Source organism: Ideonella sp. B508-1 (assembly GCF_000333615.1).
In the GTDB taxonomy this organism is placed as follows: Bacteria; Pseudomonadota; Gammaproteobacteria; order Burkholderiales; family Burkholderiaceae_C; genus Ideonella.
This window is the reverse complement of the sequence record NZ_BADL01000288.1, coordinates 28,909-51,692: the sequence shown is the minus strand read 5'-3', so window position 1 is coordinate 51,692 and position 22,784 is coordinate 28,909. Positions and strand designations below refer to the sequence as shown.

Below are 22,784 nucleotides of genomic sequence, written 5' to 3'. Positions count from 1 at the left end.
GCTGACGTTGATCACCGGGTCGCCCGGTGCGGTACCCAGGGTTTGGGCCATCTGCGCATCGGCCCGCGCCACACGCAGCGTCTCGCGGGCGGTGGCCACCACCTGGTGGCACAGGCGCTCATAGAGGGGATAGAGCAGGCCGCCCGGCGCGGTGCCCACGCCTACACAGTCATTGTCCGAGGGCCCCCCACGCCATGAGTTCGCCCCCCCTGGTTCGCTTCGCCGGTGTTCAGAAGACCTATGACGGTCTGAGCCTGGTGGTCCGTTCGCTCGATCTGGAGATCCAGCGCGGCGAATTCCTCTCGCTGCTGGGCCCTTCCGGCTCGGGCAAGACCACCACGCTGATGATGCTGGCGGGGTTTGAATCCCCGACGGCCGGCGAGATCCTGCTGGACGGCTCACCCATCACGAAGACCCCGCCGCACAAGCGCAACTTCGGCATGGTGTTCCAGAACTACGCGCTGTTCCCCCACCTGACGGTGGCGGACAACGTCGGCTACCCGCTGACGGTGCGCAAGCTGCCCAAGGCCGAGATCGCCCAGCGCGTGGTCAAGGCCCTGGACATGGTGCAGCTCGGGGGCAAGGGCGACCGCTACCCCGCCCAGCTCTCGGGTGGCCAGCAGCAGCGCGTGGCCCTGGCCCGCGCCCTGGTCTTCCAGCCCCAGCTGGTGCTGATGGACGAGCCCCTGGGCGCGCTGGACAAGCAGTTGCGCGAGCACATGCAGATCGAGCTCAAGGAACTGCACCGCCAGCTCGGCATCACCTTCGTCTACGTCACGCACGACCAGGGCGAGGCCCTGACGATGAGCGACCGCGTGGCGGTGTTCAACGACGGCGAAATCCAGCAGATCGACGCCGTCGAACGCCTGTACGAGACGCCCAACAACCGCTTCGTGGCCGGCTTCGTGGGCGACAGCACGCTGCTGACCGCCACCACGGCCAGCGCCAACCACGATGCCTGCGAGATCGTGCTGCCCTCGGGCGAGCGCCTGAGCGGCATCAACGTCAATCACGTGCCTCCGGGCACCTCGGTGGTGGCTTCCATCCGCCCCGAACGCATCGAGGCCTGGTTCACACCCCCGGAGAACGAGGGCAACACGATCAAGGCCGCGATCACCGATGTCATCTACTTCGGTGACCACCTGCGCCTGCGATGCGCCATCGCAGGCCAGGCGCTGGCCACCGTCAAGCTGCCGCTGTCCAGCGGCGAGCAGCCGGTGGCCGGCCAAGCGGTGTGGCTGCACATTGCCACGCCGTACCTGCGCGTCTACGCCTGAACGCGCAGTCAAAAAAATACAGAAGAAGAAACGAACTCTCCGCTCCACCTTACCTGTTGAGTTCCCCAACCCTCCTTTCAGGAGACATGCGTATGTTGAAGACTTCCGTGGCCCTTGCGGCCGCCCTCCTCGCCGCCCTGCCGGCCATGGCCGAAAGCCAGCTCACCGTGGTGAACTTTGGTGGCGCCAATGGTGCGGCCCAGAAGAAGGCCTATGTCGAGCCCTTCGAGAAGAACACGGGCACGAAGATCGTCTCGGTCGAATACAACGGCGAGCAGGCCAAGATCAAGGCCATGGTGGAAACCAAGAAGGTCACCTGGGACGTGGTCGAGGTGGAGAGCCCGGACGCCGCACGCGGCTGCGACGAGGGCCTGTTCGAGAAGATGGACTGGAGCAAGGTCGGCAACAAGGCCGACTTCAACCCCGCCGCGGTGAGCGAATGCGCCGTGGGCGCCTTCGTGTGGTCCACCGTGATGGCCTACGACGGCGACAAGCTCAAGACCGCCCCCAAGACCTGGGCCGATTTCTGGGATGTGAAGAAGTTCCCCGGCAAGCGCGCCATGCGCAAGGGTGCGCGCTACAACCTGGAGTTCGCGCTGATGGCCGATGGCGTGAAGCCGGCCGATGTCTACAAGGTGCTGGCCACCAAAGAGGGTGCCGACCGCGCCTTCAAGAAGATGAGCGAGCTCAAGGCCAACATCCAGTGGTGGGAAGCCGGCGCCCAGCCGCCGCAGTTCCTGGTCGCGGGTGACGTGGTCATGGCCACGGCCTTCAACGGCCGCATCGACGCGGCCCAGCGCGAAGGCAAGAACCTGAAGATCACCTGGACCGGCGGCATCTACGACCTGGACTACTGGGTCATCCCCAAGGGCACGCCCAACAAGGACCTGGCGATGAAGTACATCGCCCTGGCCGCCTCGCCGGACGCCCAGGCCGAATACGCCCGCCACATCTCCTACGGTCCGACCAACAACAAGGCCCTGGCCAAGCTGGACGCGAAGGTGCTGGCCCAACTGCCCACCTCGCCGGCCAACGCCAAGGACGCGCTGAAGTTCGACATCGCCTTCTGGGCCGACCAGGGCGAGGCCCTGGAGAAGCGCTTCGCCTCCTGGGCAGCGCAATAAGCCGGTGCTGAGGTGAGTCCACGATGACCGTCACTGCCACGACCCCCGCCCCGGCGTCCGCCGGGGGCGCGAACGCGTTGACACGCGCCCTGGCCCGCTCGGAGCGACGTCGCCGCATGACGGCCATCGCGCTCACCCTGCCACTGCTGATCTTTCTGCTGGTGACCCTGCTGGTGCCCATCGGGGCCCTGCTGGTGCGCGCCATCGAGAACCCCGAGGTGGCCGACGTGCTGCCGCGCACCAGCCAGGCCCTGTCCGACTGGGACCGCCACAGCACGCCGCCGGCCAGTGCCTACGCGGCCCTGGCCGACGACCTGGGCCAGCTCAGCGATGGCTCGGACGCCGGCGCCCTGGCCCGCCGCCTGAACACCGAGCTGCCGGGCTCCCGCTCGCTGATCATGAGCACCTACCGGGCCCTGCCGCTGGGGGATCACCTGGCGCCGGACGCGGTGAAGGAGCGCATGCTGGCCCTGGACCCGCGCTGGGGCGAACTGCCCTACTGGCAGGCGATTGCGAAGAACGCCTCGCGCTGGACCCCCGACTACCTGCTGACCTCGGTGGACCTGCACCGCAAGCCCGAAGGCGGCATCGAGCGGGTCGACCCCGACCAGCGCGTCTTCTTCAGCATCCTGCTGCGCACCTTCGAGATCAGCGCCGTGGTCACGGTCTGGTGCCTGCTGCTGGGCTATCCGCTGGCCTACTGGCTCTCCACCCTGACGGCGCGCCAGGCCAATGTGCTGATGATCCTGGTGCTGGTGCCCTTCTGGACCTCCATCCTGGTGCGCGTGGCCGCCTGGATCGTGCTGCTGCAGCGCGAGGGCCTGGTCAACAGCGCACTGATGGGCATCGGCGCCATCCACGAGCCCCTGGCCCTGCTGTTCAACCGCACCGGCGTGATCATCGCCATGGTGCACATCCTGCTGCCCTTCATGATCCTGCCGCTGTACAGCGTGATGAAGTCGGTGCCGGGCACCTACCTGCGCGCCGCGGTGTCGCTGGGCAGCTCACCGCTGGCGGCCTTCTTCCGCGTGTACGTGCCGCAGACCTGGCCGGGTGTGGGCGCGGGCGGCCTGCTGGTCTTCATCCTGTCCATCGGCTACTACGTGACGCCCGCCCTGCTGGGTGGTGCCGACGACCAGATGCTGAGCTACTACATCGCCCAGTACACCAACGTCGACATCAACTGGGGCATGGCCTGCGCGCTGGGCGCCATCCTGCTGGCGGCCACGCTGCTGCTCTACGGCCTCTACCGCCGTGTGGTGAAGTCCGAACTGAGCCTGGGGTGATCCGATGAGCTTCTTCTCCTTCCTGCGCCCCCAGTTCCCGGCCTATGCCACGCCGGCCGACAAGGCGGGCTGGTGGCTGCTGCGCCTGTTCAGCCTGGGCGTGCTGCTGTATCTGCTGCTGCCCATCCTGGTCATCATGCCGCTGTCCTTCTCGGCCAGTTCATTTCTGGCCTACCCGATGCCGGGCTGGTCGCTGCAGTGGTACCAAAACCTCTTCACCTCCGAGGAATGGGGCCGCGCGACGAAGAACTCCTTCATCGTCGCCCCGGCCGCCACCCTGCTGGCCACCACGCTGGGCACGTTGACGGCCGTGGGCCTGGCCCGGGTGAACTTCCCCGGCAAGGGCCTGCTGATGAGCGTGCTGATCGCGCCGATGGTGGTGCCCATCGTGGTGGTGGGCGTGGCCTGCTATCTGTTCTTCGCCCGCCTGGGCCTGGCCGACACCTACACCGGCCTGATCGTGGTGCACGCGGCACTGGGCGCGCCCTTCGTGGTGACCACCGTGCTGGCCACGCTGCAGGGCTTCAACCACAACCTGGTGCGCGCCTCGCTGAGCCTGGGCGCGGGCCCGGTGCAGACCTTCTTCCGGGTGACGCTGCCGGTGATCGCGCCGGGCGTCATCTCCGGCGCGCTGTTCGCCTTCGCCACCTCCTTCGACGAGGTGGTGGTGACGCTGTTCATCGCCGGGCCGGACCAGGTGACGCTGCCGCGTCAGATGTTCACCGGCATCCGCGAGAACATCAACCCGACGATTGCCGCGGTCGCCACGCTGCTGATCCTCTTCACCACCGGGCTGATGCTGGTGCTGGAGTGGATTCGGGGCCGCCGCCGTTGATGCGCCCATGAACGACCGCGTCCTTCATCAGCCCCTGGGCGGCAATGCCATGCCGCGCTTTGGCGGCCTGGCCAGCATGATGCGTCTGCCCGTGGTGGACAGTCCGGCAGGCCTGGACGCCGCCTTCATCGGCGTGCCGCTGGACATCGGCACCTCCAACCGGTCCGGCGCCCGCATGGGCCCGCGGCAGATCCGTGCCGAATCGGCCCTGCTGCGGCCCTACAACATGGCCACCGGCGCGGCGCCCTTCGACACTCTGCAGGTGGCCGACCTGGGCGACGTGCCGGTCAACACCTACTCGCTGCAAAAGTCGGTCGAGCTCATCACCGACTTCTACCGCCCGGTGCTGGCCGCCGGCTGCATGCCGCTGACGCTGGGCGGCGACCACACCATCGCCCTGCCCATCCTGCGCGCGGTGGCCGAGCGCCACGGCCCGGTGGCCCTGGTGCATGTGGATGCCCATGCCGATGTCAACGACACCATGTTCGGCGAGCGCATCGCCCACGGCACGCCGTTTCGCCGCGCGGTGGAGGAAGGCCTGCTGCAGGGCGACAAGGTCTGGCAGATCGGCCTGCGGGGCACCGGCTACGCCGCCGACGACTTCGACTGGCCGCGCCAACAGGGCTTCACCGTGGTGCCGGCGCACGAGGTCTGGTACCAGTCGCTTGCGCCGCTGATGGCCCGGGTGCGCGCGGCCATCGGCGACGCGCCCTGCTACCTCAGCTTCGACATCGACGGCATCGACCCGGCCTATGCCGGCGGCACCGGCACGCCGGAGATCGGTGGCCTGAGCGTGCCGCAGGCGCTGGAGATCATCCGGGGCTGCCGCGGCCTGAACCTGGTGGGTGCCGACCTGGTCGAAGTGGCTCCGCCCTACGACCCGACCGGCAACACCGCCCTGCTGGGCGCCAACCTGCTGTACGAGATGCTGTGCGTGCTGCCCGGCGTGGCCTACCGCTGAAAGGGGCGTCCGCCCCGCGATAGAGTGTGGTTTCAACCGCTTCCGGTGTCACCGGAAGCCTTGCTCAGGAGATTTACATGGACTCGTCCACCTCCCCGCTGGCCCTGTTGAAGGACCCCAGCCTGCTGAAGACCGACGCGCTGATCAACGGCGAATGGGTCGGCGCCAACAGCCGCTTCGAGGTCACCGACCCGGCCACCGGTCAGAAGCTGGCCGACGTGGCCAACCACGGCCCGGAATCGGCCCACCACGCCATCGTGGCCGCCAACAAGGCCTGGCCGATCTGGCGCGCCAAAACCGCCAAGGAACGCGCCACGATCCTGATGAAGTGGTTCCAGCTGCTGCAGGCCAACGCCGATGACCTGGCCCGGCTGATGACCGCCGAGCAGGGCAAGCCGCTGGCCGAGGCCAAGGGCGAAGTGGGCTATGGCGCCAGCTTCCTGGAGTGGTTCGCCGAGGAAGGCAAGCGCGTCTACGGCGAGACCATCCCGACCACCGACAACAACAAGCGCTACCTGGTCATCAAGCAGCCCATCGGCGTCTGCGCAGCCATCACGCCCTGGAACTTCCCGATCGCGATGATCACCCGCAAGGTGGCCCCGGCCCTGGCGGCCGGCTGCCCGGTGGTGATCAAGCCGGCCGAGCAGACCCCGCTGTCCGCCTTGGCGGTGGCCGAACTGGCCCAGCGCGCCGGCATGCCCGCGGGCGTGCTGAATATCCTGACCGCCGACGGCGCCAACTCGATCGAGATCGGCAAGGTGCTGTGCAGCTCCGACGTGGTGCGCCACCTGTCCTTCACCGGCTCCACCGAGGTTGGCCGCATCCTGGCAGCCCAGTGCGCCTCGACGGTCAAGAAGGTCTCGCTGGAACTCGGCGGCAATGCCCCCTTCATCGTCTTCGACGACGCCGACCTGGACAGCGCGGTCGAAGGCGCCATGGTCAGCAAGTACCGCAATGCCGGCCAGACCTGCGTCTGCGCCAACCGCTTCTATGTGCAGGAAGCCGTGTACGACACCTTCGTCGAGAAACTGGCCGAGAAGGCCCGCGCGATGAAGACCGGCAGCGGCTTCGAGGCCGGCGTGACCCAGGGCCCGCTGATCGACGATGCCGCGGTTGCCAAGGTGGAACGCCATGTGGCCGACGCCCTGGACAAGGGCGCCACCCTGGTGGCCGGCGGCGAGCGCCTGGGCGACCGCTTCTACACGCCGACCGTGCTGGCCAATGTGACCGGCGACATGCGGTGCGCCAAGGAAGAAACCTTCGGTCCGGTGGCGCCGATCTTCCGCTTCAAGGACGAGGCCGAGGTGGTGGAACTGGCCAATGCGACCGAGTTCGGCCTGGCCAGCTATTTCTACAGCCGCGACATCGGCCGCATCTTCCGCGTGGGCGAAGCGCTGGAATACGGCATGGTGGGCATCAACACCGGCCTGATTTCCACCGCCGAGGTGCCGTTCGGCGGCATCAAGCAGTCCGGCCTGGGCCGCGAAGGCGCCCACCAGGGCATGGAAGACTATGTGGAGGTCAAGTACCTCTGCCTGGGCGACATCCAGAAGTGATGCGCTGATCAGTCGGCGGCTGGCGGCACTTCGTCGTTGGCCGCCGCCCCCCGGAGCTGGCGGCTGATACCGTCACCCGAGACCTGCCCCAGGGCCCGGCTCAGCAGAGCGCGGGCCTCTTTACCATGGGCCGGGTACTGGGCCACCCCCAGGCGCGCGGACAGGGGCAGCGTCTGCCCTGCCACCAGATAGGGCTGGCTGACCGTCTGCAGCAGCTTGCGGGCCACCCGCTCGGCGTCTTCCTGGGCATCGATCCAGGCCAGCAGCACGCAGAAGAGATCGCCACCCAGCGAGGCCACCACGTCGCTGGCACGCAGCGAGGCACGCAGGCGCACCGCCAGCTTGCGCCGCAGCACATTGGCCGCCTCAACGCCCATGGAGGCCTCCACCGCCCCCATGCCATCCAGTTGCAGGGCGATCAGGGCCATGGCGGCCGGCTCGCGCTCACGCAGCGCCAGCAGATGCGTCATGTGCTCCTGCAACTGCTGCCGGTTGGGCAGGCCGGTGGACAGGTCGATGCTGTAGGCACGGCGCGCCGTGTCGTCCAGCTGCTTGCGCTCGATGGCCAAGCGCAGACAGCGCCCCAGCACATCGGGCTGCAGGTCGCTGGGCGAGAGGATGTCGCGGACACCGCGCTGAACCAGCTTGAGGCAGTGCGCCGGCGTGGGCGTCTGAAGCACCGCGAGCACGGCGCTGTCCAAGGCCGCGCGGCTCAGCCCCGACCAACCCAGCAAGGCCGCTGCGCCGCTGGGCGACTGCAGATCCAGCAGCACCGCATCGTAGGTTTGGGTCTGCAGCGCTTCAGCCGCCTCGTCCAGGGTGCGGCACGCGTGCAGCACAAAAGGGCCGAAGGGCGATGTCGCCAGATCCGGCGAGCCCGGGCTGAGGAGAAGGACTTGGTAGGGCGTGCTCATGGGGCTCTTCGTATCGTCCCGACATGATGCCGCATGGCACGCCCGGTGACCATGCCTGCCGACAATGGGGCGAACCCATCATCGACAAGACAGATCAAGGGTCAGAAGGCGTAGCCGACCGACAGGGTGTAAGTCAAAGGACGGAAGTTCAGCTTGTCCTGGCGGATCACCGTCACCGGACCGTCACCGGTGTTGGTCTCGGTGGTGTTGGTCACCGTGCTGCGCACGTCCACATAGGCCACCGTGCCCACCACCGACCAATGGTCGTCGATCTGGTAGGTGCCGCCCACGTGACCCGCCAGACCCCAGGAGGGAGAGAGCTTGATCTTGGTGGGGCCACCGCTGGCTGCATCTCCGGCCTGGGTGCTGCGGGTGCGGATGAACTTGGTGTAGTTGATCCCCAAGCCCACGAAGGGCGAGAAGCCCGGAAGCACTTCGTCGAAGTGGTAGTTCAGGAAGGCCGTGGGCGGGGCCTGCTTGACCAGGGCCACCTGGCCGAAGGACTGGATGGCGTCCGTGCCGGTCACGCTGTGCTCGGGCGGGATACCCAGGGCCAGTTCGGCACTCCACTTCGGATTGAAGCGGTAGGCGACGCCGAAGCCGACGGTGGCCTTGTCATCGACGGCCAATCCGGCCGTGGTGCCGTGCGCAGCCTGGGCTTCGTCGACCGGCGTCGGTGTGCTGGTGGTGAAGTGGTTGGGCGCAACGTTCACGTGGATGTAGGCGCCGCCCAGGTAGACGCTCCAGCCCTTGAGGCTGGACTCTTCTTCGGCATGGACGGTCAGGCCCGCCAGACCCAGGGTGGCGGCCACCGCCACCAGACGCAGGGCATGCGAGGTTTTCTTATCGAAGTGGCTCATGAAAAACATCCTTGCTGAAGACCGATCACTGAGCGAAGTTCGCGAAGTAGCCGCGGACGAAGGCTGCGCAGAACGGCGCGGCGTCGGCATGGTCCTGCTCCGTGCCCGGCGTTCCCACCGCGCTGGAGGCCGCCGGATAGGTCGCCTGGAAGCCACCCGCCAGCGTGGCCGCCGAAGTGCCCAGCGTGGTGGCGATCGTGGCCACGTTGCCGCGCAGATCCAGCGCCGGCACGGTCACGCCCTTGCTGCCGAAATAGGTCTGGGCGTCGGTTGTGTTGTAGGCGAACACGGTCGGATCCGCCGCGCTATAGCACATGGCCATCGGGGCCTTGGGCGTCCAGTTCAGCAGGCTGTTGGTTGCCGCAGCCCCCAGCATGCCGGTGTTGGGGTTGGCCAGCGCGGCCGTGCGGAAGCTGTCGTTGATCATGCCGCCCGTGCCGAACAGCTTACGGAAGGTGCTGTCCGCCGGCAGCTTGCCCGCGGCGATGAGATCGCTCACGGAGCTGTTGCTGGGCAGCAGCGTTTCCATGAACCCCGCATAAGGCGACTGGTAGGCGTCCGCAGGGGTGCTGTAGACATTGCCATAGGACTTCTGCCAGCTGGTCAGCAGCAGCGGGGTGAAGAGCGTGGCGCCAGCGTCCACCGCGCAGTTGGGATCGGAAGACCCCAGACTGGCGCAGTAGTCCGGGCTGGCCAGGATCTGCGTCACGAAGCGGCTCAGGTTGTAGGGGCCGGACATGGGCGCCGCGGCGGTCACGGTGAATTCGCTGGCGTAGTCACGCTCCAGCACCTTCTGCGTGGCCATGGCCACGTGGCCACCTTCCGAATAACCCGTGACGAAAAGCTTGGCCGAAGGCGTGCCCAGACCCGACGCCTTCAGGAAGCTGTTGGCGGCACGCAGGCCGTCCACCATGTCGATGGCTTGCGCTTCGGCATTCAGATAGGGGTGGTAGCTCAGGCTCGAGAGGTCATAACCGAGGAAGTTCGGCGCCACGACGATGTAGCCATGCGCGGCGAACATGGCCGCGGTCAGGCTGCCTTCCTGGTTGTTGGCGATGTCGGCCATGTTGAAGGCCTTCTCGGTCGTCGTGCCGTGGGCATACAGCACCACCGGCCGAGAGCCCGTGCAGGCCGCGTTCGTGCCGGAAGGCACGAAGACCGCCGTCGACGCCGTGGCGGCCTCACCCTTGGGGTCGCGCGTCATGTACAACACATAGGCGATGTGCACATCGCAGGTTGCGGTACCGGTCAAGGCCTGAACGCCGGACGCCGAGGTGCCAGCATCGATCTGGGCAGCCGGGATGGGCCAGGTCTGTCCGGGGTTGAGCTGGGCATCGGCCAGCGCGGACATGATGGTTCCCCGAGCCGGCGGGGCATCCTCGCTGCCACCACCACAACCGGCCAACACAAGTGCCGCGGTCAGCGGCAGCAAAGACAATGGGCGCAGGAAACGCATCCAAGACTCCTTCATTTCATCGCGTTTCAAAAGCGAACGGTCGTTCGCTTCTGGATAAGAAACTTTAAGCCGGGCAGATCCCTTTTCCGTCTTGGGACTAACCCGTGTCGAACGCCAATAGACACAAAAAAGACCGGGCCCCATGGGCCCGGTCTTGATCCAGATAAAGGGATGGGTGGCGGCGAAGGCCGCTCAGGCATTCACTGGCAACCGCCAGAGGTGGTGGACGGGGTGAATTGAAACGACACGGCGTACTGCGGCGGCACCACCGAACCATCGGCGGGCGGCTGGAAGGCCTGGTACTGCTGAAGCACCTGGACAGCGGTGGCACCGGGGAAGGCAGGAATCTCCAGCCGTGCGTCGTTGAAATAACCGGACATCCCGGTGTGGACCCCACGCGTGGTACAGGCCCAGGTGGAGCCGCTGTTCGCGCTCTGGTAGACGTTGATGCCGGAGCCGAAGTTGCTGACGAGCGCCACCTTGGTTCCCCCCAGCCAGGCCAATTGCGCATAGGTCGGATTGGCCGAGGGATAGCTGGTGCTGTTGCCGGTGATGCGGGTCTGGGCCGTCCACTGCCGGGTCGCCGCGTTGCGGATGCGCAGGTAGAGCACACCGGCATCGGTATAGGCGGCATAGACATTGTTCTGCCCGTCCACCACGGTGCTGAAGTGGCTGGACATCGGATCGTTGTCGGCCGTGCCGCTCAGCATCAGCACCGACGAGTTCCAGGTGGACGTGAGGGTGCCGGTCAAGGGCCGCTCGGCCCAGTAGATGTTGGGGCCGACCGAATACATCAGGCCAATGCCGCCGGGCAACCCCACCAACCGTGCACTGCGCTTGTCGCTGCCAAAGGTCAGGCCGTTGCTGTAGCCATAGGACTGGCTGCTGCGGGACCAGGTGCTGCTGCCTGCCGCCTTCACGTACAGCGCGATCATCACGTAGCCCGTGCTGCTGTCCTCCTGCACGTAGGCCAGCCAGGTGTTCCCGTTCTCGTCCACGGCAAAGCTGGGATTGACCGCGGCAATGCTGGTCGAGGCACGTGGCAGCTTGCTGGTGCTGGCCAGCGACCAGGTGCGGGTCGCGCTGCTGTAGTTCAGCGTGGACATGCGTGCGATGCCATCACTGCACTGATAGACCACGGTCAGGGAGTCGCCCGTCAACATGCCATCGGAAACGCTGTTCTCATCGGTGTTGGGCAGCACCAGCTGGCGAGCCCACTGCACACCATCATCGGTCGAGTGCAGATACAGCGATCCGTCGGTGCCGGCCGCCGTCCCCAGGTTCATCAGCGCATGGGTGCGACCATCGGACGTGACGAACATGTGGCGCTGATGGCGGTAGGACACCAGCCGGGTGGCGGTGCTGACGATGTCTGTCTGAGCCACCTGAACAGCAGCCTGCGCTTTCCAGGGCAGACACAGCGCGGCCAGCGCAACAACACCGATGGCAATGCGTTCAAGAGAGCTCATGACGGCTTCCGCAAAGTTGACCTGCCCCTGCATGGTTGCAGGACCTGCGCCACCTGACCACCCCCAGGATGCATGGCGATGCGGTCCACGGCAGGGAGCGCTGAATGTGCAACTGGCCCCGGATGGGGCCAGTTCTGTGTCGGTTGGAGCGGGTGAAGGGAATCGAACCCTCGTATGAAGCTTGGGAAGCTGCCGTTCTGCCATTGAACTACACCCGCAGCGCAAGCGCGTAGTTTACGCGATTGTTTGGCGTTCGAAGACCAGATCCCACACGCCGTGCCCCAAACGGATGCCTCGGCTCTCGAACTTGGTGAGCGGGCGGTAGTCCGGGCGGGGCGCATAGCCCGGCGCGGTGTTGCGCAAGCGGGGCTCCCCGCCCAGCACCTCCAGCATCTGCTCGGCATAAGGCTGCCAGTCGGTGGCGCAATGCAGGATGCCCCCCGGCTTCAGGCGCGACGCGAGCAGCGCCACGAACGCTGGCTGGATCAGTCGGCGCTTGTTGTGCTTCTTCTTGTGCCAGGGATCCGGGAAGAAGACATGCACCCCGGCCAGAGAGTCGGGGGCGATCATGTGCTCGAGCACCTCCACGGCGTCGTGCTGGATGATGCGCAGATTGCTCAGCCCGTCTTCGCCGATGCGCTTGAGCAGGGCCCCCACGCCCGGCGTGTGAACCTCGATGCCGAGGAAATCCGTGTCAGCGCGAGCAGCGGCGATCTGAGCCGTGGCATGCCCCATGCCAAAGCCGATTTCAACGATCAGCGGCGCATCGCGACCGAACAGGGACGGCGGATCGAGCGGCTCAGCCGCATAGGGCACCAGGTATCGGGGCCCCAGTTCTTCGAGCGCGCGCTGCTGCCCTGTGCCCATGCGCCCGGCGCGCAGCACAAAGCTGCGGATGCGTCGCTGGGGTGCCTCTGCGACTTCGCCTGCCTGGGCGGGCAGATCATTGGCAGTCGGATCGTCGGGAAGAACGGTGTCGTCGGTCATGGCGGCGGCGGTGAGCAAGGGGCGGCATTTTGCCTGATGCCCCCGGCACCGTCGCTCAGTCGGCCCAGACCACCCAACCCGTCCAGGCAGTGACCAGCACCAGCACCCCGAAGGCGATGCGGTACCAGGCAAAGGGGATGAAGGTGTGGCTGGCCACATAGTGCAGCAGCCAGCGCACGCAGACCCAGGCGCTGAGGAAGGACACGAAGAAGCCGACGCCGAAGAGCGGCAGATCGGCCATGCTCAGCAGTGCCCGCTCCTTCCAGAGACTGTAGGCGCCGGCCCCCACCAAGGTGGGAATCGCCAGGAAGAAGCTGAAGTCCGTGGCGGCCTGACGCGACAGGCCAAGCAGCATCCCGCCAATGATGGTTGAGCCGGATCGGCTGGTCCCCGGAATCATGCCCAGACACTGGACCAGTCCGACCTTCAGGGCATCGAGCCAGCTCATCTCGTCCACCGAGTGGATGCGCACGCGGGGTGACGCACGACGCTCGGCCCAGAGGATGATCAGGCCGCCGACGATGAACGATGCAGCCACCACGGGGGCGTTGAACAGATAGCCCTTGATCACCTTGTAGACCAGCAGGCCCAGCACGGCAGCCGGCAGGAAGCCGATCAGCACATTGAAAACGAAGCGGCGGGCAGACGCCTGGCTGGCCAGGCCGGTCACCGCGTCGCGCAGCCGCTGCCAGTACACCAGCACCACCGCCAGGATGGCCCCCGACTGGATCGCGATCTCGAAGACCTTGGCCTTGGCATCCGCGAAGCCCAGCAGAGAGCCCGCCAGGATCAGATGCCCGGTGGACGAGATGGGCAGGAATTCGGTGAGACCTTCAACCACCCCCATGATGGCGGCCTTGAGCAGCAGGAAGTCCAAGTCGGGCGCTCCTTGAGGTGAGGCGTTGCGAGGGCGGGATCATACCCGCGGGTTTTCACCCCCCGGGGCATCGGAACGCCACGACGCCCCCTTCCCTGCGGACTGGCTTTTCGACAAAATACCCGCATGGGTATTGAGTTCGCCAAACCGGCTGCTAGTATTAATGACCGATGGGTCATTAGCCTGATGACGGTTCACAGTTCACGCCAGCGCCGCAAGGATGCCCGCCCCCAGGAATTGCTGGAGGCGGCGCTCGCCCTGTTCGTCGAGAAGGGCTTTGCCGCCACCCGATCCGAGGAGGTGGCGCAGCGTGCCGGTGTGTCCAAGGGCACCCTGTACCTTTACTACCCCAGCAAGGAAGAACTGCTCAAGGCCGTGGTGCGCTCAACGCTGGCCCTGGAGGTGGCCGAAGGCGCGCGCCTGCTGGACGAGCACCAGGGCACCTCCACCGAGGCCCTGCTGGGGCCCCTGGTGGACTGGTGGATCCGGGTCTACAACAGTCCGTCCTCGGGCGTCTTCAAGCTCCTGCTGACCGAGATGTGCAACTTCCCGGAGCTGGCGGAGTTCTATGCCCAGGAGGTGCTGGAACCGGGGATGGGGGTGATGGGCCGCCTGTTGATGATGGGCGTGGCGCGTGGGGAATTCCGCCCCATGGACATCGAGATGGCCGCGCACTCCATCGCCATGCCTTTCGTGATGATGTGCGTGCACAAGCATTCGCTGGGTGCCTGCGGCTTCAAGGACATCCAACCCGAGGTCTTCATGCGGGCCCACATGCATTTGCTGCTCAGCGGCTTTCAGGGCCCCGGGCCGACCGGCGCCGGACAGCAGGCGGACTCCAAAGCCACCTAGAATGAAAGGTTGACCGGCCCAGACGCCGCCGGACCTTTTCGAGGACGCCGTGATGAACATCGAACAAGCCCGCTTCAACATGATCGAACAGCAGATCCGCCCCTGGGATGTGCTGGATCCTGCCGTGCTGTCGCTCCTGGCCGCCGTCAAGCGCGAGGACTTTGTCCCTGCCGCCTACCGGGCCCTGGCCTTTGTCGACACCGAAGTCCCGCTGCCCGGCGGCCAGTGCATGCTGGCCCCCCGGGTGGAAGCCCGCCTGCTGCAGGAAGCCAAGGTGCAGCGCCACGAGACGGTGCTGGAGGTGGGCGCCGGCTCGGGCTTCATGGCCGCGCTGTTGGGCCACCGCGCCCAGCGCGTCATCACGCTGGAAAGCCGCCCCGAACTGGCCCGCATGGCCAGCGAGAACCTGCGCCGTGCCGGCCTGTCCAACGTCTCCGTGCGTGAGGCCGATGGCCGCGAGGGCCTGGCCGCCGAGGGACCGTTCGACGTGATCGTGCTGTCGGGCTCGGTGGCCCAGGTGCCGCAGGCCCTGTTCGACCAGCTCAAGGTCGGCGGCCGGCTGATCACCATCGAAGGCACCGAGCCTGTGATGCGCGCCGTGCTCTACACCCGCCAATCCGACAAGGCGCTGTCCAAGGTCGAGTTGTTCGACACCGTGGCACAGCGCCTCGACGGTTTTGCCGAACCCACCCGCTTCCACTTCTGATGAACCGGCTGCACGTCCAGGAGCTGCTCCCCTTCACCCAGACCCGCGAGGGCGTGGTGCTGCTGGACGTGCGTGAGCCGTGGGAGGTGGCACGGGCCCCTCTGGTGGTGGAAGGTGCGAGGACCCTGGCCATGCCCATGGGAGATGTGCCGGCCCGACGCGCGGAACTGGATCCGCAGCAGCCTGTCGTCTGTTTTTGCCATCACGGGATGCGCAGCGCGCAGGTCGTCGCATTCCTGATGCACCAAGGTCACACGGCTGTGTACAACCTGGAGGGTGGCACCGACGCCTGGGCCCGCCAGGTCGATCCGACGATGCCACGCTACTGAAGCCCGCCGCCATCCGCTGCGGGCGCCACCCCCACCTTTCGACCCAGAGGAAAACACCATGCCGACTCCGCGCTCCCTGTTCCGTCCGAGTGCCCGCCTCGCCCCGCTGGCGCTGGCGGCGCTCTGTCTCGGAGGAACCGCTCGCGCCCAGAGCCTGCAGGAGCTCTACGAGGCGGCAAGGTCCTACGATGCCACCTACCTGGGTGCCCGCGCCCAGTCGGAGGCGGCGGAGTATCAGGCTGCACAGACCTACGCGCTGCAGCGCCCCAGCGTCGGGCTGACTGCGTCGGCCAATCGCAACATCGACGAGACCCCGTACAGCCCGAGCGCCACGCGCACCAGCAGCACCACGACGCCGGTCACGGTCTCGGCCCAGCAGAGCCTGTTCAACCGCCCCAACAGCCTGACCATCGACCAGGCCGACAAGACCGTCGAGGTGGCCAAGTCGCAACTGCAGGCGGCCGAGCAGGATCTGATCGTGCGCCTGTCCCAGGCCTACTTCGACGTGCTGGCCGCACGCGACACGCTGGCCACGGTGCAGGCCAACAAGAAGGCCATCTCCGAGCAGTTGGCCTCGGCCAAGCGCAACTTCGAGGTCGGCACGGCCACCATCACCGACACCCGCGAAGCCCAGGCGAGCTATGACCTGGTCGTGGCCCAGGAGCTGGCCGCCGACAACGACCTGCACGTCAAGCAACTGGCCCTGGAACAACTGGTGGGGCGTACCGGCGTCAAGCCCTGGCCCCTGGCCCAACCCGTGGCCCTGCCGCCCCTGCTGCCCGCCGATCTGAACACCTGGCTGGGTGCCGCGGAAGAGCGCAGCCCAAGCATCGCCCAGGCCCGCCTGGCGCTGGACATCGCCAAGCTGGAAACCGAGAAGGCGCGCGCCGGCCATCTGCCCACGGTGGCCCTCACCGGCAGCTACACCAAGGGCCGCGTGGACATCGACACCGATCCCACCTCGCACCTGTCGGGGAGCAACACGAACAAGGCCATCGGCGTGACCCTCTCCCTGCCCCTGTTCAGCGGCTTCGCGACCCAGAACCGCATCCAGGAAACGATCAAGCTCGAAGACAAGGCCAGCAACGACCTTGAAGGCGCGCGCCGGAGCATTGCCCAGAGCACCCGTTCGGCCTTCCTCGGTGTCCAAAGCGGTCTGGCACAGGTCAAGGCCTACGAGGCCGCCGAGGCCTCCAACAAGCTGTCCCTGGAAGCCACCCAACTGGGCTACAAGGTGGGCGTGCGCGTCAACCTGGACGTGCTGACCGCCCAGACCCAGCTGTTCAACACCGAGCAGCAACTCTCCAAGGCCCGTTACGACGTCATCATGGGCGACCTGAAGCTGCGCCAGGTGACCGGCCAGTTGGGCGACGCCGACATCCAGCGCGTCAACGGTCTGCTGGCCCGCTGAAGCCTCAGCGAGCCGGCGGTGCGTCCGCCGGCAACAGGCCCAGGATGGCCGAGGCCATGCGCTCGGCCGCGCCCCGGTGGGCACGGGTAAATGCCTCGGCACGCTCGGCGGCCCGGTGCAGGGTTTCGGGGGCCAAGAGCAACTGCCGGGCCTGGGCCATCGCGTCATCCCACCCGGTCGCCCGCCAGGCGGCGCCAGCAGCCAACGCGCCCTCTGCCGCCTGCGCGAAGTTGAAGGTCGAGGGGCCCAGGATGATCGGGCAGCCACAGGCCGCCGACTCGATGAGGTTGTGCCCCCCCAGCGGGGCGAAGCTGCCGCCCAGCCAGGCCAGGTCGGACAGGCCGTAGTACAGGGCCATCTCGCCCAGGCTGTCGCCCAGCCAGACGTCGGTGCCACTGGCGACCTGGGCCGGCAAAGCCCCCCCTGAAGCCGCCCCCCACTGCGAGCGCCGCGACAGACTGAACCCGCGCTGTCGCACCAGCTCGGCCACGGCATCGAAGCGCTGGGGATGACGGGGCACCAGCAGCAACTGCGGACGCGGCGCCGGCCACGCCGCCCAGTGCTCCAGAAGAGCCTCCTCCTCGCCCTCACGCGTGTTCACGGCGGCCACCACGGGCCGCGACAGACCCGCCCGCCAGGCCCGCCCCTGGGCCAGTTGGATGGCATCGGGCTGCAGGTCGTACTTCAGGTTGCCGCTCACGCGCACGTCGGCCGCACCCGCCGCGCGCAGGCGCTGCGCGTCGGCCTCGGTCTGGGCCAGCACCAGGGTCAGGGCATCGGCCGCGGGCCGCATCAGCAGCGACAAGCGTCGCCCCTGGCGCGCACTCTTCTCACTCAATCGCGCATTGGCCAGCACCATGGGCAGTTGCCGGGCCGCCGTGGCGTGCAGGAGATTGGGCCAGATCTCCGTTTCCATCAGCACGCCCAGGGCGGGCTGGGCTCGGCGCAGAAAGCGGTCCACAGCCCCCGGCGTGTCGAAGGGCAGCCAGACCTGCTGGTCCCCTTCGCGCAGCAATGCCTGCCCCGCCTCGCGTCCAGTGGCCGTGCCGTGGGTGAGCAGCAGGCGCAGCCCCGGCCGCTGCGCGCGCAGGGCGGCAACGAGGGCAGCGGCGGCGCGGGTCTCGCCCAGCGACACGGCATGCAGCCACACCGCACCCGGCGTGATCGGCGGCAGGTGCAGGCCGAAACGCTCGCCGATGGCGTGGCGGTACAGGGGCTCGCGCCCGCCCCGCTGCCAGAGCTTGGCCAGGTAGGCTGGCGTGCCCAGCCGCAGCGCCCAGGAATAGGCCTGCCGCGCCAGCAGGGCGGACAGGGAGGCGCTGGCTTCGGGCAAGGCCGGGTGGGTCTGCTTCAAGGGTTCAGTGCGCCGAAGCACCGATCTCGGCATCGGGCTTCACCGCCCGCAGCGCGGCCATGAAGTCAGCCTCGATGCGGTGCATCGCCTCCGGGGTGTGGCCCTCGAAACGCATGACCAGCACCGGCGTGGTGTTGGACGCCCGCACGAGACCGAAGCCATCCGGATACTCGGCGCGCAGACCGTCGGTGGTGATGATCTCGGCCCCCGGGAACTTCGCGGTCGCCAGCAGCTTGGCGATCACCTGGGCAGGTTCGCCCTCGGCGCAAGGCACGTTCAGCTCGGGCGTGTTGAAGCTGGTCGGCAACGCGTTCAGCACGGCGCTGGGGTCGTCCGAGCGGGAGAGGATCTCCAGCAGGCGGCCGGCCGTGTACATGGCATCGTCAAAGCCGTACCAGCGCTCGGCGAAGAAGATGTGGCCGCTCATTTCGCCGGCGATCGGGGCCCCGGTTTCCTTCAGCTTGGCCTTGACCAGCGAGTGGCCGGTCTTCCACATCAGCGGCACGCCGCCGGCAGCCTTGACCTCGGGCGCCAGGCGTTGCGTGCACTTGACGTCGTAAATGATGGTGCCGCCCTTCACCCGGGTCAGGATGTCGCGGGCGAAGAGGATCAACTGACGGTCCGGGTAGATGATCTGGCCATCCTTGGTCACCACGCCCAGGCGGTCGCCGTCGCCGTCGAAGGCCAGGCCCAGTTCGGCGTCGGTGGCATGCACGACCTTGATCAGATCGGCCAGATTGGCCGGCTTGGAGGGATCCGGGTGATGGTTGGGGAAATCGCCGTCGACCTTGGAGTACAGGTCGATCACCTCGCAGCCCAGGGCCCTCAGGATGCCCGGCGCACTGGCCCCGGGAATGCCGTTGCCGGAATCGACCACGATCTTCATCGGGCGCGCCAGCTTGCAGTCGCTGACGATGCGGTGGGTGTACTCCGGCAGGATGTCCATCGCGCCGACGCGACCCCGGCCCTGGGTGTAGTCCTCAGCCTCCATGCGGCGCATCAAGCCCTGGATCTCATCGCCGTAGATGGCCCGGCCCGCCAGCACCATCTTGAAGCCGTTGTAGTCCTTGGGGTTGTGGCTGCCGGTGACCTGGATGCCGCTGTTGCAGCCATGGCGGCCGCGCGTGGCCGCCACGTAGTAGACCATCGGGGTGGTCACCGCGCCGATGTCCACCACATCCAGACCGGTCGAGGCCAGACCCCGCTTGAGCGCATCCACCAGCCCCGGGCCGGAAAGACGCCCATCGCGCCCCACCACCACGGCCTTCTGGCCGGCCTTCAGGGCCTCCGTGCCGAAGGCTTTGCCGAGGTGCTCGGCCACGGTCTCGTCCAGGGTCTTGCCGACGATGCCGCGGATGTCATAGGCCTTGAAGATGGATGCGTCAACTTTCATGGGGGCTTTTCGGATGTCTGTTGAAGAGGGGGAAACACCGAGAACTGCGGTCCCATTGTAGAGACGCCCATGGGCACCACCCCGCGGCAGTGTGAAGTTGTCCCATGCCCTCGGCCTGGGGCATAGGCATGTGTCCGAAAACGGCCAGACAGCCGTCCGGCGCTCCGTATCATGAGCCCATGCCCGCCACGCCCCGCGCCCTCCGCCCTGCCCCGCCCCTGGACGAAGGCGCGGCCTATCTGGCGCTGCAGACGCATGATGCCCGCTTCGACGGCCGCCTCTTCGTCGGCGTCACCTCCACGGGCATCTACTGCCGGCCCGTCTGCCGGGTGCGCCTGCCACGGCGGGAGAATTGCCGCTTCTTCCCCGAAGCCGCGCAGGCCGAGGCGGCGGGCTTTCGGCCCTGCCTGCGCTGCCGCCCCGAACTGGCGCCAGGTCTGGCGCTGGTGGATTCATCCCGCAGCCTGGCCCGCAGCGCGGCCGTGCTGCTGGAACGCCTGCTGGAGTCCTCGGAAGAGATCGCCCTGCCCTCGGTGGCCGAACGCCTGGGCGTCACGGAACGGCATCTGCGGCGCATCTTCCAGGCCGAGCATGGCGTCAGCCCGATCCAGTGGATCACCACGCGGCGCCTGCTGTTGGCCAAGCAGCTGTTGACCGACACCCCGCTGCCCATCGCCCAGGTGGCCGAGACAGCCGGCTTCGGTAGCCTGCGCCGCTTCAATGCGCTGTTCCAGGAACGCTATCGGCTCAGCCCCAGCTCACTGCGCAAACAGCGGCCGGGGCAGGACGAGGGCGACATGGAAGGCACCCGCGTGCGGCTGGGCTGGCGCCCGCCCTACGATGCCCAGGCCATGCTGGCGTTTCTGGGGGCCCGCCCGCTGCCCGGCGTGGAGGCCTTGCACCGTGGCATCTGGTGGCGCACCCTGTCGCTGCCCGGTCGCCAGGGGCCGTGTCAGGGCTGGCTGGGTCTGCGTCTGGACCCCCGGAACGAAGGGGCGGAATTGACCGTCTCCCCGGGACTGGTGCCGGTGCTGCCCCAGGTGATGCGGCGGGTGCGCCATCTGCTGGACCTGGACGCGCAGCCGCAGGACATCCACGAGGCCCTGAGCAACCTGCCCCAGGCAAGCCCGGGCCTACGGGTGCCCGGCTGCATGGATGGCTTTGAGACCACGGTGCGCATCATCCTCGGCCAGCAGGTGACCGTGGCCGCTGGCTGCACCCTGGCCGCGCGCCTGGTGGACCGGCTGGGCGAGCCCTGCGCCACGCCGGTGCCTGCCCTGACCCATCTGTTCCCCTCACCGCTGGCGATGAAGAACGCCAGCGTCGACACGCTGGGCCAGTTGGGCATCATCCGCAGCCGCATCCAGGCACTGCAAGCACTGGCGGCGGCCGTGCTCGATGGCCAACTGGACCTCTCCCCGGGTGCAGCGGTGGACGACACGCTGGCCAGCTTGCGTGCTCTTCCCGGCATCGGCGACTGGACCTGCCAGCTGGTGGCCCTGCGGGTACTGGCCTGGCCCGACGCTTTTCCCGCCAGCGACGCGGGCGTGCTGCGCGCCCTGGGCACACGCGACCCCAGGCAGGCCCAGGCACTGGCCGAGGCCTGGCGCCCGTGGCGCGCCTACGCCGTGCTGCAGCTGTGGCAGGAACCGGCTTCCTCCAGCCCCCTTCGCCCCTCCACCGGACACCCCGACCATGAGCCTCTCGCTGCACCGTGAATGGGTCGCCCAGGCCCTTGTCGACACCCCGCTGGGGCCGCTGCGCCTGGCCGCCAGTGCACGTGGTCTGGGTGGCGCCTGGTTCGAGGACCAGAAGCACCACCCTGGCCCCTTGGACGCGCCCGAACAGGCCGGCCACCCCATCCTGGCCCAGGCGCGCGAGGAACTGCGGGCCTACTGGGTCGATCCTCGCCACACGGCCTTCTGCACGCCGCTGGATCCCGCGGGCACTGTCTTCCAACTGGCCGTCTGGGCGGCTCTGCGCGAGCTCGCCCCCGGGCAGACCTGCAGCTACGGCGCGCTGGCGATGTTGCTGCAGCGGCCGCAGGCCGTGCGCGCCGTGGGCGCCGCTGTGGGGCGCAATCCTCTGAGCCTCTTCATCCCTTGCCACCGCGTGCTGGGCGCCGATGGTTCGCTGACAGGCTATGCGGGCGGGCTCGCGCGCAAGCGTGCCCTGCTGCACGAAGAAGGCGCCGCGCTGCCCAATGATCTCTTTGCCTCTGCCGCATGAAACCCAAGGATTTGGTCGAACTGGCCCTGCTCGCCGCCATCTGGGGTGCCTCCTTCCTGTTCATCCGCCTGGGCGCGGCCGCCTTCGGTCCGTTGGCCCTGGCCGGGCTACGGGTGGTGGGCGCCGTGGCCTGTCTGCTGCCCCTGCTGGTCTGGCGAGGCGAACTGGGCGCCCTGCGCCGGCATTGGCGGGCCATTCTGCTGGTGGGCATCACCAACTCTGCCCTGCCCTTCATCTGCTTCGGCGTGGCGGCACTGGCCATCACCGGGGGCTTGTCGGCCATCTTCAATGCCACCACGCCGCTCTGGGGTGCCTTGATCGCCTGGGGCTGGATGGGAGAGCGCCCCGGCGGGCGCAAGGGATTGGGCCTGGCCCTCGGATTTGCCGGCGTGCTGTGGCTGGCCTGGGACCGGGCCAGCTTTCATCCCGGCGAGCATAGCGTGAGCCCGGCCTTGGCGGTCGCGGCCTGCCTGTGCGCCACGCTGATGTACGGCTTCTCGGCCAACTTCACGCGGCGCCATCTGGCCGGCGTGCCTTCCATGGCCCTGGCCGCCGGCAGCCAGGCAGGCGCCGGGCTGCTGCTCATTCCGCTGATGGTCACGCATTGGCCGCAGGACCCACCGTCCCGGCTCGCCTGGCTGGAGGCCGGCCTCTTGGCGGTGCTGTGCACCGGCTTGGCCTATGTGCTGTATTTCAGGCTGATCAGCCGGGTCGGCGCGTCCAACGCCATGACCGTGACCTTCCTGATCCCGGCTTTCGCGGTGCTGTGGGGTGCCCTGTTCCTGGGCGAGACGCTGAGCGCCACGATGGTGGGCGCCTGCGCCGTCATCCTGCTGGGCACCGCGCTGGTCACCGGGCTGCTGCCCCGCCGGCGCCCGACGGGGGCCTGAAATGACAAAGCCGCTGAC

21 protein-coding genes and 1 tRNA gene are annotated in these 22,784 nt (G+C 67.7%); 13 read left to right on the top strand and 9 right to left on the bottom strand.

Annotated features, from left to right (window positions below):
• Positions 1-194: 194 nt before the first annotated feature.
• The 6 genes from I73_RS12320 to I73_RS12295 all read left to right on the top strand — a co-directional run bounded on the left by I73_RS12320 (position 195) and on the right by I73_RS12295 (position 7,039).
• Positions 195-1,277 carry an ABC transporter ATP-binding protein gene (locus I73_RS12320; protein ID WP_022980886.1) on the top strand — a complete coding sequence of 361 codons (1,083 nt, stop codon included), beginning with the start codon at positions 195-197 and terminating at the stop codon, positions 1,275-1,277.
• 92 nt (positions 1,278-1,369) lie between these two features.
• Positions 1,370-2,401 (top strand): ABC transporter substrate-binding protein, encoded by a 1,032-nt coding sequence (locus I73_RS12315; RefSeq protein ID WP_022980885.1) that lies wholly within the window; start codon positions 1,370-1,372, stop codon positions 2,399-2,401.
• A 23-nt stretch (positions 2,402-2,424) separates the two neighbouring features.
• Positions 2,425-3,687, top strand: coding sequence for an ABC transporter permease (locus I73_RS12310; protein WP_026096652.1), 1,263 nt, complete (start codon positions 2,425-2,427; stop codon positions 3,685-3,687).
• A 4-nt stretch (positions 3,688-3,691) separates the two neighbouring features.
• The gene (locus tag I73_RS12305; protein WP_022980883.1) at positions 3,692-4,522 is read left to right on the top strand and encodes an ABC transporter permease; all 831 of its coding nucleotides are present in this window, start codon (positions 3,692-3,694) and stop codon (positions 4,520-4,522) included.
• Positions 4,523-4,529: 7 nt separating this feature from the next.
• Entirely contained in the window at positions 4,530-5,483 is a 954-nt protein-coding gene (speB, locus tag I73_RS12300; protein WP_022980882.1) for an agmatinase, read from the top strand.
• A gap of 77 nt (positions 5,484-5,560) precedes the next feature.
• Positions 5,561-7,039, top strand: coding sequence for an NAD-dependent succinate-semialdehyde dehydrogenase (locus I73_RS12295; protein WP_022980881.1), 1,479 nt, complete (start codon positions 5,561-5,563; stop codon positions 7,037-7,039).
• An 8-nt stretch (positions 7,040-7,047) separates the two neighbouring features.
• Here the strand turns inward: I73_RS12295 and I73_RS30910 are convergent, their stop codons facing one another.
• The 7 genes from I73_RS30910 to I73_RS12260 all read right to left on the bottom strand — a co-directional run bounded on the left by I73_RS30910 (position 7,048) and on the right by I73_RS12260 (position 13,572).
• Positions 7,048-7,953, bottom strand: coding sequence for a GGDEF domain-containing protein (locus I73_RS30910; protein ID WP_022980880.1), 906 nt, complete (start codon positions 7,951-7,953; stop codon positions 7,048-7,050).
• A gap of 101 nt (positions 7,954-8,054) precedes the next feature.
• Positions 8,055-8,813 carry an OmpW family protein gene (locus I73_RS27630; RefSeq protein ID WP_159105881.1) on the bottom strand — a complete coding sequence of 253 codons (759 nt, stop codon included), beginning with the start codon at positions 8,811-8,813 and terminating at the stop codon, positions 8,055-8,057.
• A 25-nt stretch (positions 8,814-8,838) separates the two neighbouring features.
• Complete coding sequence (locus tag I73_RS27625) at positions 8,839-10,164, bottom strand: S9 family peptidase (protein ID WP_159105880.1); 1,326 nt, start codon at positions 10,162-10,164, stop codon at positions 8,839-8,841.
• Positions 10,165-10,469: 305 nt separating this feature from the next.
• Complete coding sequence (locus I73_RS12275; protein WP_148289781.1) at positions 10,470-11,738, bottom strand: hypothetical protein; 1,269 nt, start codon at positions 11,736-11,738, stop codon at positions 10,470-10,472.
• 144 nt (positions 11,739-11,882) lie between these two features.
• Positions 11,883-11,956: transfer RNA gene (locus tag I73_RS12270), tRNA-Gly, on the bottom strand.
• 16 nt (positions 11,957-11,972) lie between these two features.
• Positions 11,973-12,725: a tRNA (guanosine(46)-N7)-methyltransferase TrmB gene (gene trmB, locus I73_RS27620; protein ID WP_040500315.1), complete on the bottom strand. Its 753-nt coding sequence runs from the start codon at positions 12,723-12,725 to the stop codon at positions 11,973-11,975.
• A 55-nt stretch (positions 12,726-12,780) separates the two neighbouring features.
• Positions 12,781-13,572: an undecaprenyl-diphosphate phosphatase gene (locus I73_RS12260; RefSeq protein WP_374701959.1), complete on the bottom strand. Its 792-nt coding sequence runs from the start codon at positions 13,570-13,572 to the stop codon at positions 12,781-12,783.
• Between the two features lie 216 nt (positions 13,573-13,788).
• On the opposite strand from I73_RS12260, the gene I73_RS12255 reads away from it, so the two are divergent.
• The 4 genes from I73_RS12255 to I73_RS12240 are packed head-to-tail and all read left to right on the top strand — an operon-like array spanning position 13,789 to position 16,900.
• Positions 13,789-14,454, top strand: a complete 666-nt coding sequence (locus I73_RS12255; RefSeq protein ID WP_022980874.1) for a TetR/AcrR family transcriptional regulator — start codon at positions 13,789-13,791, stop codon at positions 14,452-14,454.
• Between the two features lie 52 nt (positions 14,455-14,506).
• Positions 14,507-15,160, top strand: coding sequence for a protein-L-isoaspartate O-methyltransferase (locus tag I73_RS12250; protein ID WP_022980873.1), 654 nt, complete (start codon positions 14,507-14,509; stop codon positions 15,158-15,160).
• Positions 15,160-15,489, top strand: coding sequence for a rhodanese-like domain-containing protein (locus I73_RS12245; protein WP_022980872.1), 330 nt, complete (start codon positions 15,160-15,162; stop codon positions 15,487-15,489). The genes I73_RS12250 and I73_RS12245 overlap by 1 nt, the downstream gene beginning before the upstream one ends.
• A 58-nt stretch (positions 15,490-15,547) precedes the next feature.
• A complete protein-coding gene (locus I73_RS12240; protein WP_022980871.1) occupies positions 15,548-16,900 on the top strand; it encodes a TolC family outer membrane protein in 1,353 nt (450 codons plus the stop codon).
• A 4-nt stretch (positions 16,901-16,904) separates the two neighbouring features.
• On the opposite strand, the gene I73_RS12235 is transcribed toward I73_RS12240, so the two are convergent.
• Both I73_RS12235 and I73_RS12230 read right to left on the bottom strand, forming a co-directional pair.
• Positions 16,905-18,254 carry a glycosyltransferase N-terminal domain-containing protein gene (locus I73_RS12235; RefSeq protein WP_022980870.1) on the bottom strand — a complete coding sequence of 450 codons (1,350 nt, stop codon included), beginning with the start codon at positions 18,252-18,254 and terminating at the stop codon, positions 16,905-16,907.
• A gap of 4 nt (positions 18,255-18,258) precedes the next feature.
• Entirely contained in the window at positions 18,259-19,647 is a 1,389-nt protein-coding gene (locus I73_RS12230) for a phosphomannomutase/phosphoglucomutase (RefSeq protein WP_022980869.1), read from the bottom strand.
• 179 nt (positions 19,648-19,826) lie between these two features.
• On the opposite strand from I73_RS12230, the gene I73_RS27615 reads away from it, so the two are divergent.
• From I73_RS27615 to I73_RS12215, 3 genes are read left to right on the top strand one after another with little or no spacing between them, the layout of a single operon-like run.
• Positions 19,827-21,365 (top strand): Ada metal-binding domain-containing protein, encoded by a 1,539-nt coding sequence (locus I73_RS27615; protein WP_022980868.1) that lies wholly within the window; start codon positions 19,827-19,829, stop codon positions 21,363-21,365.
• On the top strand, positions 21,343-21,876 hold the full coding sequence (locus tag I73_RS12220; protein WP_022980867.1) for a methylated-DNA--[protein]-cysteine S-methyltransferase: 534 nt from the start codon (positions 21,343-21,345) through the stop codon (positions 21,874-21,876). The genes I73_RS27615 and I73_RS12220 overlap by 23 nt, the downstream gene beginning before the upstream one ends.
• Entirely contained in the window at positions 21,873-22,766 is an 894-nt protein-coding gene (locus tag I73_RS12215; protein WP_022980866.1) for a DMT family transporter, read from the top strand. The genes I73_RS12220 and I73_RS12215 overlap by 4 nt, the downstream gene beginning before the upstream one ends.
• Positions 22,767-22,784 lie beyond the last annotated feature (18 nt).

Bases quoted from the DNA above. Each gene is read 5' to 3' on its own strand.
- I73_RS12245 (WP_022980872.1), top strand. From the start codon at position 15,160: ATGAACCGGCTGCACGTCCAGGAGCTGCTCCCCTTCACCCAGACCCGC.
- I73_RS27615 (WP_022980868.1), top strand. From the start codon at position 19,827: ATGCCCGCCACGCCCCGCGCCCTCCGCCCTGCCCCGCCCCTGGACGAA.
- I73_RS12250 (WP_022980873.1), top strand. From the start codon at position 14,507: ATGAACATCGAACAAGCCCGCTTCAACATGATCGAACAGCAGATCCGC.
- I73_RS12230 (WP_022980869.1), bottom strand. From the start codon at position 19,647: ATGAAAGTTGACGCATCCATCTTCAAGGCCTATGACATCCGCGGCATC.
- I73_RS12275 (WP_148289781.1), bottom strand. From the start codon at position 11,738: ATGAGCTCTCTTGAACGCATTGCCATCGGTGTTGTTGCGCTGGCCGCG.
- I73_RS12305 (WP_022980883.1), top strand. From the start codon at position 3,692: ATGAGCTTCTTCTCCTTCCTGCGCCCCCAGTTCCCGGCCTATGCCACG.
- I73_RS27625 (WP_159105880.1), bottom strand. From the start codon at position 10,164: ATGTCCGCGCTGGCCGATGCCCAGCTCAACCCCGGACAGACCTGGCCC.
- I73_RS12255 (WP_022980874.1), top strand. From the start codon at position 13,789: ATGACGGTTCACAGTTCACGCCAGCGCCGCAAGGATGCCCGCCCCCAG.
- I73_RS12310 (WP_026096652.1), top strand. From the start codon at position 2,425: ATGACCGTCACTGCCACGACCCCCGCCCCGGCGTCCGCCGGGGGCGCG.
- I73_RS12215 (WP_022980866.1), top strand. From the start codon at position 21,873: ATGAAACCCAAGGATTTGGTCGAACTGGCCCTGCTCGCCGCCATCTGG.
- I73_RS12320 (WP_022980886.1), top strand. From the start codon at position 195: ATGAGTTCGCCCCCCCTGGTTCGCTTCGCCGGTGTTCAGAAGACCTAT.
- I73_RS27630 (WP_159105881.1), bottom strand. From the start codon at position 8,813: ATGAGCCACTTCGATAAGAAAACCTCGCATGCCCTGCGTCTGGTGGCG.
- speB (WP_022980882.1), top strand. From the start codon at position 4,530: ATGAACGACCGCGTCCTTCATCAGCCCCTGGGCGGCAATGCCATGCCG.
- I73_RS12240 (WP_022980871.1), top strand. From the start codon at position 15,548: ATGCCGACTCCGCGCTCCCTGTTCCGTCCGAGTGCCCGCCTCGCCCCG.
- I73_RS12295 (WP_022980881.1), top strand. From the start codon at position 5,561: ATGGACTCGTCCACCTCCCCGCTGGCCCTGTTGAAGGACCCCAGCCTG.
- I73_RS12220 (WP_022980867.1), top strand. From the start codon at position 21,343: ATGAGCCTCTCGCTGCACCGTGAATGGGTCGCCCAGGCCCTTGTCGAC.
- I73_RS30910 (WP_022980880.1), bottom strand. From the start codon at position 7,953: ATGAGCACGCCCTACCAAGTCCTTCTCCTCAGCCCGGGCTCGCCGGAT.
- I73_RS12260 (WP_374701959.1), bottom strand. From the start codon at position 13,572: ATGGGGGTGGTTGAAGGTCTCACCGAATTCCTGCCCATCTCGTCCACC.
- I73_RS12315 (WP_022980885.1), top strand. From the start codon at position 1,370: ATGTTGAAGACTTCCGTGGCCCTTGCGGCCGCCCTCCTCGCCGCCCTG.
- trmB (WP_040500315.1), bottom strand. From the start codon at position 12,725: ATGACCGACGACACCGTTCTTCCCGACGATCCGACTGCCAATGATCTG.